General features: G+C 35.9%; 17 protein-coding genes, 1 pseudogene and 1 riboswitch. Of the genes and pseudogenes, 3 read left to right on the plus strand and 15 right to left on the minus strand.

Going from position 1 to position 16,492, the window contains the following annotated elements; translation table 11 throughout:
• The 10 genes from WG67_RS08300 to pgsA all read right to left on the minus strand — a co-directional run.
• On the minus strand, positions 1–384 hold a 384-nt coding region (locus WG67_RS08300), incomplete at its 3' end, for a GTP-binding protein (RefSeq protein WP_458694987.1).
• 75 nt (positions 385–459) lie between these two features.
• Positions 460–1,854: a malonyl-CoA decarboxylase gene (locus WG67_RS02030; protein ID WP_070356830.1), complete on the minus strand. Its 1,395-nt coding sequence runs from the start codon at positions 1,852–1,854 to the stop codon at positions 460–462.
• 1,022 nt (positions 1,855–2,876) lie between these two features.
• Positions 2,877–3,569: a thiamine diphosphokinase gene (locus WG67_RS02035; RefSeq protein WP_070356831.1), complete on the minus strand. Its 693-nt coding sequence runs from the start codon at positions 3,567–3,569 to the stop codon at positions 2,877–2,879.
• Positions 3,550–3,825: a SemiSWEET family sugar transporter gene (locus WG67_RS02040; protein ID WP_070356832.1), complete on the minus strand. Its 276-nt coding sequence runs from the start codon at positions 3,823–3,825 to the stop codon at positions 3,550–3,552. Before WG67_RS02040 ends, WG67_RS02035 begins: the two co-directional genes overlap by 20 nt.
• Positions 3,814–3,916, minus strand: a riboswitch (TPP riboswitch). Its footprint overlaps the gene before it by 12 nt.
• 76 nt (positions 3,917–3,992) lie before the next feature.
• Positions 3,993–4,838, minus strand: a complete 846-nt coding sequence (locus WG67_RS02045) for an SPFH domain-containing protein (RefSeq protein ID WP_070357045.1) — start codon at positions 4,836–4,838, stop codon at positions 3,993–3,995.
• Between the two features lie 7 nt (positions 4,839–4,845).
• Positions 4,846–5,784 carry a M23 family metallopeptidase gene (locus tag WG67_RS02050; RefSeq protein ID WP_070357046.1) on the minus strand — a complete coding sequence of 313 codons (939 nt, stop codon included), beginning with the start codon at positions 5,782–5,784 and terminating at the stop codon, positions 4,846–4,848.
• Between the two features lie 3 nt (positions 5,785–5,787).
• Positions 5,788–6,528: a YebC/PmpR family DNA-binding transcriptional regulator gene (locus WG67_RS02055; protein ID WP_070356833.1), complete on the minus strand. Its 741-nt coding sequence runs from the start codon at positions 6,526–6,528 to the stop codon at positions 5,788–5,790.
• Positions 6,529–6,587: 59 nt separating this feature from the next.
• The gene (locus WG67_RS02060) at positions 6,588–7,295 is read right to left on the minus strand and encodes an outer membrane protein assembly factor BamD (protein ID WP_070356834.1); all 708 of its coding nucleotides are present in this window, start codon (positions 7,293–7,295) and stop codon (positions 6,588–6,590) included.
• A 176-nt stretch (positions 7,296–7,471) separates the two neighbouring features.
• Positions 7,472–8,299 (minus strand): hypothetical protein, encoded by an 828-nt coding sequence (locus WG67_RS02065; protein WP_245683389.1) that lies wholly within the window; start codon positions 8,297–8,299, stop codon positions 7,472–7,474.
• Between the two features lie 120 nt (positions 8,300–8,419).
• Positions 8,420–8,953, minus strand: a complete 534-nt coding sequence (gene pgsA, locus WG67_RS02070; protein ID WP_010962629.1) for a CDP-diacylglycerol--glycerol-3-phosphate 3-phosphatidyltransferase — start codon at positions 8,951–8,953, stop codon at positions 8,420–8,422.
• 134 nt (positions 8,954–9,087) lie between these two features.
• Here pgsA and WG67_RS02075 point away from each other — a divergent pair, with 134 nt between their 5' ends.
• Entirely contained in the window at positions 9,088–10,410 is a 1,323-nt protein-coding gene (locus tag WG67_RS02075; protein ID WP_083250457.1) for a malic enzyme-like NAD(P)-binding protein, read from the plus strand.
• Between the two features lie 14 nt (positions 10,411–10,424).
• On the opposite strand, the gene WG67_RS06090 is transcribed toward WG67_RS02075, so the two are convergent.
• Positions 10,425–11,351 (minus strand): P44/Msp2 family outer membrane protein, encoded by a 927-nt coding sequence (locus WG67_RS06090; protein ID WP_179945732.1) that lies wholly within the window; start codon positions 11,349–11,351, stop codon positions 10,425–10,427.
• 111 nt (positions 11,352–11,462) lie between these two features.
• Here WG67_RS06090 and WG67_RS02085 point away from each other — a divergent pair, with 111 nt between their 5' ends.
• On the plus strand, positions 11,463–11,681 hold the full coding sequence (locus WG67_RS02085) for a BolA/IbaG family iron-sulfur metabolism protein (protein WP_006280012.1): 219 nt from the start codon (positions 11,463–11,465) through the stop codon (positions 11,679–11,681).
• A gap of 15 nt (positions 11,682–11,696) precedes the next feature.
• Complete coding sequence (gene grxD / locus WG67_RS02090) at positions 11,697–12,020, plus strand: Grx4 family monothiol glutaredoxin (protein WP_006280013.1); 324 nt, start codon at positions 11,697–11,699, stop codon at positions 12,018–12,020.
• A 194-nt stretch (positions 12,021–12,214) separates the two neighbouring features.
• Here grxD and fumC read toward each other — a convergent pair whose 3' ends face one another.
• The 4 genes and pseudogenes from fumC to WG67_RS08305 all read right to left on the minus strand — a co-directional run.
• Complete coding sequence (gene fumC, locus WG67_RS02095) at positions 12,215–13,609, minus strand: class II fumarate hydratase (RefSeq protein WP_010962632.1); 1,395 nt, start codon at positions 13,607–13,609, stop codon at positions 12,215–12,217.
• A gap of 392 nt (positions 13,610–14,001) precedes the next feature.
• The gene (cgtA, locus tag WG67_RS02100; RefSeq protein ID WP_070356835.1) at positions 14,002–15,024 is read right to left on the minus strand and encodes an Obg family GTPase CgtA; all 1,023 of its coding nucleotides are present in this window, start codon (positions 15,022–15,024) and stop codon (positions 14,002–14,004) included.
• Positions 15,012–16,286 carry a phosphopyruvate hydratase gene (eno, locus tag WG67_RS02105; RefSeq protein ID WP_070356836.1) on the minus strand — a complete coding sequence of 425 codons (1,275 nt, stop codon included), beginning with the start codon at positions 16,284–16,286 and terminating at the stop codon, positions 15,012–15,014. Before eno ends, cgtA begins: the two co-directional genes overlap by 13 nt.
• Positions 16,287–16,290: 4 nt before the next feature.
• Positions 16,291–16,492 (minus strand): annotated as a pseudogene (locus tag WG67_RS08305) (UDP-N-acetylmuramate--L-alanine ligase); the annotation flags it as partial.

Genomic DNA, 16,492 nt, shown 5'->3' on the forward strand with positions numbered 1-16,492 from the left:
AACTATTATTTCATGGTTGTTGTCAATAGCTTTATATACATTTGCAAGGGTTTGTGCTTCAACGCCCTGGCTACTATCTACCACTAAAAGTGAACCTTCACATGCGGCTAAGCTTCGGCTTACCTCGTAAGAAAAGTCAACGTGACCTGGGGTGTCCATGAGATTTAGGCAATATTGATTACCGTCGTTTGCCGTATAATTGAGTTTTACCGTCTGTGCCTTAATTGTAATCCCACGTTCGCGTTCTATATCCATTGAATCGAGTATTTGATTGATCATTTCTCTTGCTTCAAGGCCGTTACATTCCTCTATTAAACGGTCAGCAAGCGTTGACTTACCGTGGTCTATATGCGCTATTATTGCAAAATTTCTTATGTTGTTCATTTATGGCTATTTTACTTAAGTAGAACCATTTTACATTTTAAGTGTTGTGAGGGCAATCCTTTATTAAGAGACTATTTACTCCTTCAACATAGACGACACTTTTTTCGAGCAGGAAATCACTTTATTAACCATATAGTTTTCATGATTATTATCTATTTTAGGCAACTCATACAGATAATTTACCATCATTCCAGCCGACTGACTAATACCTTTTTCAGAAGTATCCGCCATCCAGTTTAATTGTTTTATCGATGCACCATTGCTTAAATGAAAATGCGCCACCGGATCATAAGCATTCCCATTACTATTATTCACTTTTAGTAAATAATATGCACATAGTTTAAGCATGCATTGTTTAGTTTCATTTATACATTCAACGTTAATTTTTAATTGCTCTGCACTTTCTAAAATTTCTGCACTAGATTGTTTTATATTTAGTTTGCCCAATAAAGTGACATCTTGGTTTAGATTGTTTTTTAGCCATTTCGTAAAGCCAGGTATTGGAGAAAGAGTTGCATATGTTTTTATACTTTTAAACTCCTGTGATAGCTTTTCTACAACCCTTTTGATCAAAAAATTACCAAGGCTGATTCCAGATAACCCTGCTTGAGTGTTTGATATTGAATAGAATATAGCAGTGCTTGCATTACTCGGATCATTTGAAGGTACTGACTCATCTAAAAGGTGTTGAATACTATCTGCAATCTTATCCACCAATGCAACCTCTACAAAAATTAGAGGTTCGTTTGGTATCTTGTAATGAAAAAAAGCAAAACAGAGACCCAGCCTGTTTTTTAAGTCATCCCAAGAGGAAATTTTATGCACAGCTTCATATTTTATAAGTTTTTCTAGCAATGATGCAGGTGAATCCCAGGTGATTTGACGAAGATCAAGTAGATCAACATCAACCCAAGTATAGAGTATATTTTTTAATTCGCTTTCTAGTGGATTCAAGCTTCTATATTGGTTCTTTAGCTTAAGCACGTCAGAACGCATATCAACAATAAACTTAAGGCCTTCTGGTAAAGAAATAAATTGCTTCAATATTTTAGAACGCGGTGATTCAAGAATTTTTATTAAATCCTGTTCAAATTTATAGTTTAACTCGGGATCTTGGTTTTTCTTATACTCTCTAATTTTCTCATCTATTTCCGCTTTATTCGGATTAAATTTTTCTGCCAGGGTTTGTAGAAATTTTATTTTACCTTTCTCTGATAAGCTTAAGTACAAGTCACCAAGAGATACAGCGTTTTTACGTGCTGAAACCTCCCCTCCCTTTGGATTTAAGCACTCGTTCATCTTCAAGACTAAACTATCGATATCGCGACTGTTGCTTAAATCAGGACTGATGTTACCAATCCACGATCTTACAGCATCTGCCACTCCACCTAGTATTTTAAAAAAGCTTCTTACCGCCTTTTTGTCTTCAACTTTCACTATATCAGTTTTTACCAATGATTCTTTTGTCATAGATTCCCTTTATTATACATAGCTAATGCAAGTCAGGGTCATACCGCTGCGATATCTCTAGATCCCGCTAACAAGTAGCGGGATGACGAATTTGTCGTTTGTCAAATCGTCGGTAAACCCAAGTTATTTTAGCTACATATAGCTTAAGTTAAAGGAAAATTTTAGCTACATAGCAGGCACTATTACTAGATTATTAATAATTCAGTAATACAATAGACTTCTTGCACTACCTCCCAAGCCACAACTGTCATTCAGTAGAAACGAAAAAACTTGCTTGACAAACTCCGCCAGCTCCCCTATCATGAAACTGAAGCTATTGTATTTGCTTTCGCCAATCTGCAGATTAAAAGGTAAGGATTACTTAATGTATCGGCGTCTTATGTTCAATTTTTTTGCAGTATATAGATACTGTATGTCTTTACAAAACTTCATCTACATCTAGATTTTTATCTAAATAAGCTGAACGCGCTTATAAAGCGTTACAAGACATCAAAAAATGCCAATACTCGACAGAGATAGTAAAAGACTAGCTAACTCGGGGATTCTTTGTCTTTTTTTCTGCTTAGTAAATTTCTTAAACGTTTGCAGTGTAAGTTAGTTGCAATTAAAAGCGGCTGAATCTCGCTTGTCAAGCGTTTAAAACATAAAAAACGCCAATATTTTAAAGCGGATAATAACCTCAGGGCTTCTTTTGCCTTTTTTTTCGTTTGGTAAATTTCTTAATGTTTATAGCTAAACGACAATCGTCATCCCGCTACGTGTTAGCGGGATCTATGTTAAGGTATAGTAGGGGATCTATGTTAAGAGATACCGCGAATGAATCGCGGTATGACGGTGTAATGATGGTTAAGTAATTCGTCATCCCGCTGCTTGTTAGCGGCTAAGAGATACCGCGGCGGTATGACGTAGGACTGCTGTCATTCAAGTAGCTGAAACTGGAATGACACGTCATAAAGGAACCAGTGTCAGCTACTTGGATGATACCTTTTTTCTACTTAGTTTGGGTTATGCAAGAAGTCTATTTACTTCTTAACTTGACGCACATGATGTCTTGCAGCATCATCTACTGTCTCTAAATAAATCATTGCTAGACATATACCACTGTGTACTTCTACGGATACCTTATTGCCTAAACTTCGATTAAAGCGGGAATTTTTTCCCGGAAAAGCAAGATTACTAAGGTGCAGTTCCCATTTTAATCCTTTAGTTGATATTTGAGCTCTCGGTATACCAAGTAAAGATATTTTAGTATTTTTTGGCAAAGAAAAAAAATGGGTAATACCTTTTTGTAAAGTGTAACCTACCATGGGAGGTGAAGGTGTGTAAAAGATACTGCCCGTACTTAGAAAAATGTTAATATTCTGTAGTATGTGATCAATTGCTCCTCCAGTAATACCCGTTACTATTGATGGCAATAACTTTACTGTTTTTAAGTGAGCCATTGCTTTAGAAAAGTCGCAATAATCTTGATCAGGTAGATATATCGTATTCAAATTAGCACGTAAATCCAGATTTACGCTATCCAAATCTCCTACTACAAGATCAGGTTTTACGCCAATTGATAGAAGCTTGTTTGCTCCTCCATCTACAGCAATAATAGGTATATCTCGTTTAAAAAACGATGAGCTCGGTATTTTTCCATTTAGCACTACAATAGAACGATATTGTTGTTGTGTACTGCAGTGCAGCACATGATCATGGTGCAGGTTTTGCATCGTAGTAACATTTTTGAATAATTGATATTATGCTAATCACTAATCCAGTAATATTGCTAAGCACCACAAAAATTGAGCTCTGGTAAAGACCATAGCCAATCCAAGACAATGAACAAATAAGATAGTTTACTAACATTAACATCGATACATCACGAGTAACTTTAGTGATATATGCTTTATATACTTGAGGTGATAATCCAATTAGAGATGCAATTAACGCAATGAAGCCGAAGCATTCTTCAATATTTATATACATACATTTTCCTACGCTTGCTTTAACAATATCAGGTTCAAAGGGTTGTACTTTATGTACTCTCAGCTTTTCTAGAGCACCCCTAATGCGTGTAATTTATAACATCATTTAGTCTATTAATCAAGAAATTAATAGTGACTTGCATTTATGAAACCCAATCGGCTTCTATGCTAATTATTATCTAAACTAATCGTCGGTTGTGCATCTTGCTCAGAGATTAGGGCAACCAACAAATTATTTATCAATTGAACCTTTTGCTTGCCATCTAATTGTAAGCTTTTGTTTTTTTCAAAATGAGCTATTACTTCCTCGACAATTCCTATTGCATTTTGCACTATATGCCTTCTTGCCGAAGTGATAGCATGTGCTTGTTGACGCCTTAACATTGCTTGTGCAATCTCGGACGAATACGCCAAATGCGATATTCTTGCTTCTGTAATCTCAATTCCTGCAATATCTAATCTTTGTTGTAACATTGACCGCAATTCATCTGAAATTTTATCAGAATTTTTACGTAAAGATTCCTCATTGCTCTCGCTGTCATACGGATAATTGCTCGCCAATTCTCTAATTACCGAGTCACTTTGTACAAAAACAAATTCGTGATAGTTGTTAACATTATAATACGCCTTTGCAGGACTGCTCACTCTCCAAACAATTACTGCAGAAATCTCTATTGGACTTCCATTTGCATCATTAACTTTTATTTTTTCTGTGTTAATATTCTGAAATTTTAGGAAAACTATATATTTGCTTGAAAAGGGAAGCGTTACACATATTCCAGACTTAAAATAAGTTCCAATATAATGACCAAAAAATTCTATCACTCTTGCTTCATTAGGGTCATTAATAAAAAATCCTTGAAGAAAAGTCAAAATTGAAACGGCAGCAACTCCAAGTGCAATTGTGCTGTCATATGCCAAAAAAAGCAGCGATAAAATTAATCCTAGCGCTATTAGTACAGGAAAAGCCCGAATTTGACTCAAATTTCTATCGTTTATCGTATTCTTATCCATATTGTCTTTAAACTTCTTTTTCACTTGAACTCTCTCTGTTGATCGTTTTATTTATCTTATTTACAAATAGTTTAAACTCTCTTAATTCATGATCAGGCAATTTTACTTCAGTTTTATGTGCTATCGTAAGCGGATCGATGTGTTTGCCGTTATATATAACTTCGTAATGTAAATGAGGGCCTGTTGCAACACCAGTGCTACCAACATAGGCGATGACCTGCCCCTGCTTTACTTTAGAGCCTAACTTTATATCGCCACTAAATCTACTTATATGCGCGTAACAGGTTGAATATTCATTTTTGTGTTTTATTTTGATGTAATTTCCATAGCCACCATTCTTTCCTATACATTCTATCACACCCTCTGCAGCAGCGTATATGGGAGTGCCAAGTTTAGCTGCATAATCCACTCCTTTGTGAAAAGCAATTTTACCGCGAACAGGATGCTTTCTATTGCCAAATTTTGAGGATATGCGATAATCTCCATTTAAAGGATTTGCAAAAATTTCGCCATTTTTTAAGCTTATTCCTTCTTTATTAAAATACCTTTCTTTGCCGTCTTGCGATTTATAATGATATAAACTAATAGCTTTCTTGTTTATTATCAGTGAAGCATATAAAATTTTTTCTTCAGTCTTCTGATTATTAGGCAATCTCTCAAAAAGAACCTCCAATTTACTCTTCGGCACAATGTCTTTTTTAAAATCAACACCGAAATCTTTATATATGTTGATCAATTTCACCACTGTATTTGGCGCCAACCCTTCCGTGGCAAAAAAGGAAGATTTTATGGTACTGGATATGAATAACAACTTTCTATCACTTTCTGTCGTCAAAGTAGCTTTTTTTTTTCTGATTCCATGCTGGAATGGCTGTGCAAGATCTGTTGATGTTTCAGCGGTATATAACGGTAAGATAAAGAGCAGCATAAATACAATCAGCTTCATCATTTAAACAGCATCAACATACTGTACATCATCATTATCNNNNTGTACATCATCATTATCTTCTAATTCTTCAACCAATGCAGATAATTTATCAATCAACTCTTTATCGCTAATTTCAATCAGATCTTTTGGCTGCCATGAAAGACGAGCAAGTTCTGGTTCTCCGAATTTTGCATAAAAGGCATCGCGTACTTTACCAAAATCTTTTATTTCACAAGTTATAACGTGTAATCCTTCTTTGTCATTTTCCTCAACATTCAATACTTCTAATTCGATTCCATGACTGAATAAATCATCAAAATTCACACCCTCTGCTTTATAGACGATTAAGCCTACATGATCGAAAAGGTAACTAACACTTCCTGTTTCTCCCAAGTTTCCACCCTTGCGAGAAAATATATAACGTACCTCAGAAGCAGTTCGGTTGCGATTATTAGTCAAAACATGGACAATGAGTGCAGTGCCAGAAGGCCCATGACCTTCATATTGGATTTCCTCGTAATTTTCTCCAGCAACGTTACCAGTTGCATTTTTTATTGCTGTTTCTATTTTATCTTTTGGTAGATTTTCCTTGCGTGCAGCAAATATAGCAGAGCGAAGGTGCGGGTTGAGTTCGGGATCGGGCAGCCCTTGCTTTGCAGCAACTGTTATTTCTCTGATCAGCTTCGTAAATTTTTGAGAGCGCTTTGCATCCTGAGCGCCTTTCCGATGTTTTATATTTGAAAATTGTGAATGACCAGCCATATTCAAATAGTTCAAAACCTAATTATATATCAAAGCATAGAAAAAGCTAAAGCAAATTTTCAAGCCTCTGGCTTGGCATCTTGCAGGTTTTCTGCTAATAACATACTTTCATACTGCTCAGCTTCTAAGTCAAGGCCAAGAGCTGAATGGGCTGCTATTAAATGGTTAATAGACTTAGAAAAATATTTAGAATCCTTATAGCTTGCCATATTCTGGAAACGCTTAATTGCTGCTAAATATTCACCACGCCTCAGGTAAAATTTACCGATAGAATACTCTTTTGTTGATATATGTTCTGTGATTAATTTTGCTCTTTCCTTTATCTCGTCTACATATTCGCTGCCTGGAAAGAGATTAATGTACTCAGTGGCTAGCTCTAAAGTTTTATATGCAGTTTGCTGTCCAAGTTGCACTTTATTAATTTGCATGTAATAAGATAATACTCTTAAGTAGTATATATATGGTAAATCTTCACCATTTGAATAAACATATATATAATCAGCCATATCACTTGCAGCACTGCTATAGTTACCCATATTATAGTGAGAGACCCCAGATAATAATTTTGCTTTCATTGCCCAATAAGAAAAAGGATACAAATCCTCTATCTTATGAAATGCCCTAATAGCTTGTTTATATTTTTTCTGGTCAAAAAGTTCAACTGCTCCTTCATATAGTTCAGTTTCAGTTTTTTCAAGATCATCCGCATACGATTGTGTAAAGGAGCAAATTAGGAAAATAAAGCACGTGATTAAAGTCTTATACATAAGATTTTTTTCGATCAAAATAAAGTATAGACCTAAATATTACTTAAATAAATAAATTTCTTAGGCAATAGCCGGTCCTTCTTCTTTATAACTACGGTCAGAACTACCTGCATTTCTTGATTCACCTCGTCCTTCCACTTTTGGATCTTTCAGCGTCTTACTGTAGGAATGTATAGTTAAGACCTGTACAGCCATAAAAATTGCAATACCCCTACCAAGCCTAAAGTAGGTCCAACAGCAGGATTTAAGGACGATGCTAATGCTATTAACATTATCCTTCTTATTAAAAATACAGAAGAACCAGCAAGCGCCAATCCGGCTACAGATATATTGCTAGTTTTCTTGCTAGATTTCTCATCAAGATCAGACTTTTCTGTTTCCTTTTTCTTATTTTTTTCATGCTTATCAATATAAGAAACAAGAGTTGCAAGAAAAGCAATTGCATTGGCAAGAAATAAAATTGCATCCTCTGCTGCTTCAAGTGAAGATGTTTCACCCATTATCATACCTACAATAACCAGTGCAGTTGTTATAGCCTCAATATAGATCAAACACTGACCTATATCAGAAATATTGTGCTCTTTTTCCTTTACTTCCTCTCCATTTTCAATAATCTCCAACTCTCGTTCTTTTTGTGCTATCTTCCTATTATTGTAAATTAAATATAGCGTACAAATAAGAGATAAGACTGTAAAAGGTAATATAGTGTGGCTTAGCGCGCCACTTATCACGCCAAGTAATACCTGATCGCTATATGTTTTTTCCAGTTCAATCGCCATCAGCAATGTAAATGGGACCATTGTTGCCAATGATGCACATTTTCTATATAGCTCTCTTTTTTTTAGTGCTAATAGTTCTTGTTCTAGCCTTTCTCTTTTGACTTCTTTATCAACTGTTGGCCAAAAATCCCAAAAAAACTCTTCTAATGGTTCAAAATCTCTTTTTTTCTTATTCTTTCCTGGAACCTTTTTAGTAGAAGAAAATTTGCCACTAGGTATTTTCATAATATTAACCTAATTAGTAGTAAGTTAATACAATTATACACCTTTTTGCTTTCTGAGTCAATATCACTAAGATATTAACTACTCTTGTCTATTAACTATTTCCTAGGAGATTTAATCAATCTATTTGATGCCGGCTAGGATATAATTATAGCCTGACCACATAGTTATAATAGCTGCAACCCATAAACAAATCGCACCTGTATATTGAATCATATAATAATCGTTCATTATTAGCGCTACTACAGCAACCATCTGCAAAAATGTTTTAATTTTTCCAGCTTTGCTTACAGGTAGACTAACATTTGTAGCTATCAGAAACTCCCGTAAACCCGAGACTAATATCTCCCGACAGATGATGATAATCGATGGTACTATTGTAAAATCATTTATCTTATGCTTATAAACTAGCATAATTATCGTTGAAACCACTATTAATTTGTCAGCAATTGGATCAAATAGCTTGCCAAACTTTGATTGGACTTTCCACGCACGCGCCAGGTAACCATCAAAAAAATCCGTAATGCACGCAAACACAAAGATTGATATTGTTATCAGGCCTGCATATTTATTTTCTATATAAAAACTTAATATTATTGCTGGTATTGCAAGTGCACGAGAAATTGTAAGCAAATTAGGCACGTTTTTTTTAAGCATGTAATATCATCTTACGTAATAGGTAAACTTATACAGAAGTACAACAGAGTTCACAAGTTAATAGTTTACAATTGAACATTTATAAAAACTCCATATACTTAAAAAATACAAGCTTAAAATATAAGGATGTAATGATGAACGATGATTTAGATAGTACCACAAAACAAGAAGCGCTTAAGTATCACAGCAGAGGTGGTAACCCTGGTAAAATTTCAATCATGCCAACAAAACCTTTATCTACCCAGTATGATTTGTCACTTGCTTATTCCCCTGGTGTTGCAGCTCCGTGCCTTGAAATAGCTAAAAATCCTGAGGTTATTTATGATTATACAGCAAAAAGCAACTGTGTTGCTGTCATTTCAAATGGCACTGCAGTGCTTGGACTTGGTAATATCGGTCCTCTTGCTGCAAAACCTGTCATGGAAGGCAAAGCTGTTTTATTTAAGCGTTTTGCTGATATTGATGCAGTTGATATAGAAGTTGGTACAGAAAATATAGAAGATTTCATCAATGCAGTAAGGTATCTTGGGCCAAGTTGGGGGGGGATAAATTTAGAAGATATAAGATCTCCCGATTGTTTTATAATAGAGAAACGCCTGAATGAACTGATGGATATTCCAGTGTTCCATGATGACCAGCATGGAACTGCGGTGGTTGTTGCAGCTGGCATAGAAAATGCTCTTGATATTGTTGAAAAGAAATTAGAGGACGTTAAGATCATTATGAATGGTGCTGGAGCAGCCGGTATTGCATGTTTAGAAATACTAAAGTCCATGGGCGCTAAAAATATAGTGCTGTGTGATAAGCAAGGAGTAATATACAAAGGTAGAAACGAGGATATGAATGAGTGGAAGGAAAAGTATGCAATTGATACTTCCGAACGTTCTCTACTTGATACAATAAAAGGCGCTGATGTATTCATCGGACTATCTGCAAAAGATGTGTTAAATGAAGAGATGTTAAAGATTATGGGCAAAGACCCGATTATTTTTGCTCTTGCCAATCCCGATCCAGAAGTAAGGCCTGAGTTTGCAAAATCTGTGAGGCCAGATGCAATAATTGCAACTGGTAGGTCAGATTACAACAACCAAGTCAACAACGTAATGGGTTTTCCTTATATATTTAGAGGGGCACTTGATGTACATGCAACAACAATAAATGATGAAATGAAAATTGCAGCTGCAGATGCAATAGCAAAGCTTGCCCGTGAGCCAGTACCAGGTGAGATATCTGCAGTCTATGGCGGTCGTAAAATGGGCTATGGACGTGAATATATAATACCTACTCCATTTGACCCAAGATTAATTTCTATAGTAGCTCCTGCTGTTGCAAAAGCCGCAGTTGATTCAGGTGTTGCAAGAAAGGCAATACAAGATTGGAGTAAATATGAAAATCAATTAAAATCTCGTCTTTCTAATGTTCTCAGCACGCTGAATTTACTATCTTCACATATGTAATTTATTGGATAAAGTTAAAAGTAATAAACCAACCCAAACTCTAAGCCATATATGCCAAACCTATTGGTAATGGTTGCAGTTGTTGATTCAACACGTGCAGTTTCATCAACTTTACTTCCTCCACCGGCAGGAATATATCCTTCACCAGCTAGTATCTTTATTCCTGGTACAATATCTTTAAATTGGTTATCAAGGATACCAAAATAGCGTAAACCAGCAAATGCTTGAGTTTGTGCTGTAAGTTGGTGATTGATACCAAGTTTTGCTTGGTAAGCCAAGGCATATCTGGTTTTTCCTAGAAATTTAACCCTAGTTACACCTGCACCAATACCAACATATGGGGTGAATGGCATTTTTGCTATATTAAAATCACGATATACATTGACCATTCCAGCTAAGTTATTAAAACCTTCATTTTTCATCTTAAATGCAGCTCTGAACTCTGCTTCAACACTACAATTTTCTTGAATGTGAATATCAACCTTTCCACTTCTCCAAGGTGAATTACATTCCGCTCCAGTAGACGCATCATTGTGACGACGAAGTTCAATATATCTTGCTTTTTTCTTATCTGAATAATCTTCATCATATAAGTTAGTCTGAGAATATAAGCCTTCAAACTCAACTCTCATATTTTTGAATAAATACCCTATTGCAGCACTACCGGCAAACCCTGGAACATATTTAGGACTGTATCCAGCTTCAATTCGCTCCTTCTTATTAAAACTAAAAACCCCCTCTGTTATATTGTCACCTGCATCTTCTTTTCCTTCTAGAGAACCTATTGCATTGAAGAATGCTCCAAAATAGTTAGCTTTGATGTAAACATTCTCTAAGTTATTTATTTTATCATCGTAAGATAAGCACCTAAATGAAAAAGTTAGCAAAACCAATAGATATGTGAATTTAAATCTTTCGCCCACCACAAAGCCTCCCTGCATAATTTGTCATTCCATTATTATAGTATGCTTCTATTTTTTATGATAGCAACTTTTTATTGCGCTCAATCGTTTTAGATTTATAATGAAAGTATTGTAATTTAAAGCAAATCAATGACTATTGCAATTCACGAATTAGAGAGGATCATCAAACAATCGTTCCCCGACGCTGATATAAAGATTCATGATCTTGCTGGAGATGATGACCATTATCATTTAAAAATAAACTCCAAGTGTTTTCTTGGAAAGACAAAAATAGAACAGCATAAAATGGTATATAAAGCTCTGGAAGGTCAGTCTATACACGCCTTGCAACTGGAAACTAATACTTAAAAATAAGGTGAATTTATGAGCAATTTTGAACAAATAAAAAAAGATATAACAGAAAATGATGTGGTATTGTATATGAAAGGCACTTCTGATTTTCCTCAATGCGGATTCTCTGGACTCGTCGTGTCAATCCTAAAAAAATTGAACGTGAAGTTTAAGTATATTAACGTGTTGGAGAATGATGAAATACGTGAATCTATAAAAAAGTTTTCTGATTGGCCAACAATTCCACAATTATATATAAAGGAAGAGTTTATTGGTGGTTGCGACATCACTCGCGAGATGTACGAAAAAGGCGAACTGCAAAGTTTATTGAAGGAAAAAAAAATTATTGCGGAATAAGTACCAAGAAACCAGTGCCCAGACGCTGGATAACGTAGTATAGCTATGAAAAAGGATCTTATGTCTTAAACCGTATCCGTTCAGGGGAGCGGCAAAATAAGGTAGACAAAGCAAGATAATAATGTTGATGTTAACACTATTGTCAAGTTTACTGGCCTTTCTATTAGTGAGATTGAAGAATTAAGTGTGAGCGGTTACAAATAATTTACCATTTCTTCTGGTTTCACTATCCTTTCAAACTCTTCCTCAGTGAGCAGTTGAAGTTTTGCTGCTGCTTCTTTTAGAGTGATATTTTCTTTATAAGCAAGCTTCGCTATTTTTGCTGCATTGTCGTACCCTATATGCGTATTTAATATAGTGACCAACATCAACGACTGATTCAGTAAATCTTTTATCCTCTCTTCATTTGCTTTAATACCAACTACACATTTTTCTGTAAAATTTAAACTTGCGTCAGCTAAAAGTCTTATAGACTGCAAAACATTGTAAATTATCACTGGCTTAAACACATTCAATTCAAAATGACCGTTTGAACCACTAATGGTTACAGCAACATGATTTCCCATAACTTGAGTGCATACCATAGTCACCGCTTCACACTGAGTTGGATTCACTTTACCTGGCATAATTGAAGAACCAGGCTCATTTTCCGGTAACATTATTTCCCCAATTCCGCATCTTGGACCAGAACCAAGCAACCTTATATCATTTGCAATTTTCATTAAACTGACTGCTACTGTATTGAGTGTTCCACTGAGCTCAACTAAAGCATCATTTGCTGCTAGCGCTTCAAATTTATTGCCTGCTGAAGTAAATGGAAGGTTAGTAATTCCTGCAACTTGCTTTGCAAAATCTTCAGCAAAACCCTTTTTAGTATTGAGTCCCGTGCCAACCGCAGTGCCACCTTGTGCAAGCTCGTATATACCACTTAAAGTTGATTTTACTCTCTCTATCCCCTTTTTAATCTGGGCTGCATAGCCAGAAAACTCCTGTCCTAGTGTTAGGGGCGTTGCATCTTGCAGATGAGTACGTCCTACTTTTATTATATCTTTAAATTCCTGAACCTTATTATCCAGCACCTTATGCAATTTTTCAAGATTTGGAATAAGCAAGCAGTTTATTTGCTCTGCTGCTGCTATATGCATTGCTGTTGGAAAGGTGTCATTTGACGACTGACCATAATTCACATGATCATTTGGATGTATTGGAGATTTACTACCCAAATTACCACCTAAAATCTCTATTGCACGATTGCTGATCACTTCATTCATATTCATATTAGTCTGCGTTCCGGATCCGGTTTGCCAAACAACAAGCGGAAATTCATTATTAAATTTGCCATCTATTACTTCCCTCGCGGCTGTGCAAATTGCGTCCCCTACCCTATCATCTATAACACCATGTTTCATATTAACACGCGCTGCTGCAAGTTTTACTATTGCTAATGCTTTAATCAGAGGCTCTGGCATTTTTTCTGTGCCAATCTTAAAATTTTCTAAAGAACGCTGAGTCTGTGCTCCCCAGTAATGTTCACTTGGTACTTTTACTTCCCCTAAGCTGTCTGATTCTATTCTCGTCTTTCTATCCATATTTTCCTCCTGGTGTTATGCAAACTGGTTCACTACATAATTTTTTCATGCCTACTTCTTTGTTAATTAAATCATACTAGATCCAAGTAGTCAAGTGTACGAACATTGCAATTTTCAGTTAACTTGCATGGTAGATGCAAGTAGCTGACACTGATTCACTTTATGATGGTGTCATTCCAGTCTGGAATCCAGCCTTTTCATAATCATCAAAACGTTGTATTTTAACATAAAACGGCTACTTTTATGCTTACCAACTTAATAAAATTCCTGGATCCCAGTGTCTGGGCACTGGGATGACACCCTTCTGGTGGACTCAAATCACGATGTTTGCACAGCTGTACGCTTAGTTCTGGTTGCACGCTACCATTCTTGTACATCCATAAATAGAAAATTTACGCTTTAAAAGGATCATATACATCGATTTCCTTAGAATTACTCTTTTTCAATTTTTCACTTAATAATCTTAAAATAGGCTGTAAATCACCATTAATTGATAAGCACAGCACTTCTTTATTGAGATAATTAGCTAGGTGATTCTTCTTTTCCAGAATTTCTGCTTCCCTCAATAAGTCGCATTTGTTTAATACTACAATCTCTTCTTTTTCAACAAGATCACTATTGTAAAGTTCCAATTCATTATGGATACAACTATAAGCCGAAACAACGTCATCGTGAGTTACATCGATTAAATGAAGTAAAATTTGACACCTTTCTATGTGCTTTAAAAATTTATGCCCGAGCCCAACTCCAAGGTGAGCATCAGTAATTATTCCAGGAATATCTGCTATTACAACTTCGCTATCATCCACTTTTACCGTGCCTAAATGAGGTCTTACGGTGGTAAATGGATAATCGCCTACTTTTGTATCGGAATTTGAGCAGCGAGTCAAAAATTTTGATTTACCTGCGTTTGGCATGCCAATAATTCCAACATCTGATAAAACTTTTAGTTTTAATAATACATGTTTTTCTTCGCCAGGCTGACCGTAAGTAAAATGTCTTGGTGCCTTATTAGTAGAAGATTTAAAATTAGTATTTCCAAGTCCACCTTTTCCACCCTGTGCTACTTGAAATTCCATACCAGGCTTGTCAAGGTCTACTATTATCTCTTCACTTTCTTCATCAATTATTTGTGCACCGACTGGAACTTTAAGTATAACGTCTTTCCCTGCTGTGCCAGATCTATCCCTGCCTGCACCATTTTTTCCACTATCTGCTTTAATGTGTCTTCTATAACGAAAATGAAGCAAAGTGTTGAGATTAGCGTCGCTGATGAAAACTATGTTTCCACCCTTTCCTCCATTACCACCATTTGGACCACCAAATTCAACGAACTTTTCTCGACGAAAACTTGCACAGCCATCACCACCGTCACCAGCTTTTAAACACAATTTTACTTCGTCTATAAAACCCATGCTAACCCACGATAATATTTAGCATCCTTTCCTAATGCGCTTTCTATTCTGATTAGCTCGTTATACTTCGCGAGTCTATCAGAACGCGATAGCGACCCGGTTTTTATTTGCCCGCAATTTGACGCAACTGCTATATGAGATATTGTTGTGTCTTCTGTTTCACCTGAGCGATGAGAAACAACAGCTTTATAGCCATTTGATTTTGCCATTTCAATAGCAGCAAAAGTTTCTGTTAACGTCCCTATTTGATTTGGCTTGATCAGTACAGCATTTGCCATTTTTTCCTCTATTCCTTTGCATATCAGTTCACAATTTGTAACAAACAAATCATCCCCAACCAATTGAATTTTACTCCCCAATTTTGCAGTAAGTAATTTCCAACCTTCATAGTCGTCTTCACTCATTGCATCTTCTATAGAAATTATTGGATATCTTTCCACAAGATTACAATAATATTCAGTCAACTCTTCTGAAGTAAGATCTCTGTGTTCAAATTTGTAAATTCCATCTTCATAAAAAGTAGATGAAGCAACATCAAGGCCTAGTGCAAAATCACTTTGCGCTGAATAACCTGCTGATTCTATAGCGTATATGATCAAATCAAGTGCTTCTTCAGTACTTTCAATATTTGGTGCAAAACCACCTTCATCCCCTACATTTGTGCTATAACCTTTTTTCTTAAGAATGCTACGTAAGTTGTGGAATACCTCCGCAGATATTCTAATCGCTTCGCTGAAAGTCTCAGCACCGACCGGAAGAATCATGAATTCTTGGAAATCGAGCTTATTGTCTGCATTTACTCCACCATTAATTATGTTAATGAGTGGAACCGGCATAACACTCGTCTGCTTTCCTCCCAAATATCTATATAGCGGCATTTTGAAACTGTTTGCTGCTGCTTTTGCAACTGCAAGAGACACACCCAAAGTTGCATTTGCTCCAAGTTTTGATTTGTTTTTTGTTCCATCCAGTTCAATTAATGCTTTATCAATTGCATTTTGGTCCGCTGCATTCATTCCAATGATTTCATCTGCTATTATCCCATTTACAGCTTGAACAGCTTTCAGCACTCCCTTACCACAATACCTTGTCTCATCTTGGTCCCTGAGTTCCAAGGCTTCTAATTTACCGGTTGAAGCTCCAGAAGGTACAGATGCCCTGCCTATTGCACCATCACAGAGCTCAATTTCTACCTCAATAGTGGGGTAACCCCTGCTATCTAAAATTTCTCTTGCAAATACGTTATTGATTATCTTATTCATTACATTAAACCTTAACTTCCGCAATAAGTGCTGCAGTTTCCTTTGCCAATTTAGCTATATTACTACCAGCACCAATAAATAATACTATATCACTTGGACTTGTCGAATCACTAATAAAATGTGAAATGAGCAAAGCATCATTCATAATTTTTGTGTTATTAAATCCATTACTGATTAAAGCTTTTTGTATATCATCAATCCCACAA

This window comes from Wolbachia endosymbiont of Drosophila incompta, assembly GCF_001758565.1.
GTDB lineage: Bacteria > Pseudomonadota > Alphaproteobacteria > Rickettsiales > Anaplasmataceae > Wolbachia > Wolbachia pipientis.

Bases quoted from the DNA above. Each gene is read 5' to 3' on its own strand.
- WG67_RS02030 (WP_070356830.1), bottom strand. From the start codon at position 1,854: ATGACAAAAGAATCATTGGTAAAAACTGATATAGTGAAAGTTGAAGAC.
- WG67_RS02035 (WP_070356831.1), bottom strand. From the start codon at position 3,569: ATGCAAAACCTGCACCATGATCATGTGCTGCACTGCAGTACACAACAA.
- WG67_RS02040 (WP_070356832.1), bottom strand. From the start codon at position 3,825: ATGTATATAAATATTGAAGAATGCTTCGGCTTCATTGCGTTAATTGCA.
- WG67_RS02045 (WP_070357045.1), bottom strand. From the start codon at position 4,838: ATGGATAAGAATACGATAAACGATAGAAATTTGAGTCAAATTCGGGCT.
- WG67_RS02050 (WP_070357046.1), bottom strand. From the start codon at position 5,784: ATGAAGCTGATTGTATTTATGCTGCTCTTTATCTTACCGTTATATACC.
- WG67_RS02060 (WP_070356834.1), bottom strand. From the start codon at position 7,295: ATGTATAAGACTTTAATCACGTGCTTTATTTTCCTAATTTGCTCCTTT.
- WG67_RS02065 (WP_245683389.1), bottom strand. From the start codon at position 8,299: ATGAAAATACCTAGTGGCAAATTTTCTTCTACTAAAAAGGTTCCAGGA.
- pgsA (WP_010962629.1), bottom strand. From the start codon at position 8,953: ATGCTTAAAAAAAACGTGCCTAATTTGCTTACAATTTCTCGTGCACTT.
- WG67_RS02075 (WP_083250457.1), top strand. From the start codon at position 9,088: ATGAACGATGATTTAGATAGTACCACAAAACAAGAAGCGCTTAAGTAT.
- WG67_RS06090 (WP_179945732.1), bottom strand. From the start codon at position 11,351: ATGCAGGGAGGCTTTGTGGTGGGCGAAAGATTTAAATTCACATATCTA.
- WG67_RS02085 (WP_006280012.1), top strand. From the start codon at position 11,463: ATGACTATTGCAATTCACGAATTAGAGAGGATCATCAAACAATCGTTC.
- grxD (WP_006280013.1), top strand. From the start codon at position 11,697: ATGAGCAATTTTGAACAAATAAAAAAAGATATAACAGAAAATGATGTG.
- fumC (WP_010962632.1), bottom strand. From the start codon at position 13,609: ATGGATAGAAAGACGAGAATAGAATCAGACAGCTTAGGGGAAGTAAAA.
- cgtA (WP_070356835.1), bottom strand. From the start codon at position 15,024: ATGGGTTTTATAGACGAAGTAAAATTGTGTTTAAAAGCTGGTGACGGT.
- eno (WP_070356836.1), bottom strand. From the start codon at position 16,286: ATGAATAAGATAATCAATAACGTATTTGCAAGAGAAATTTTAGATAGC.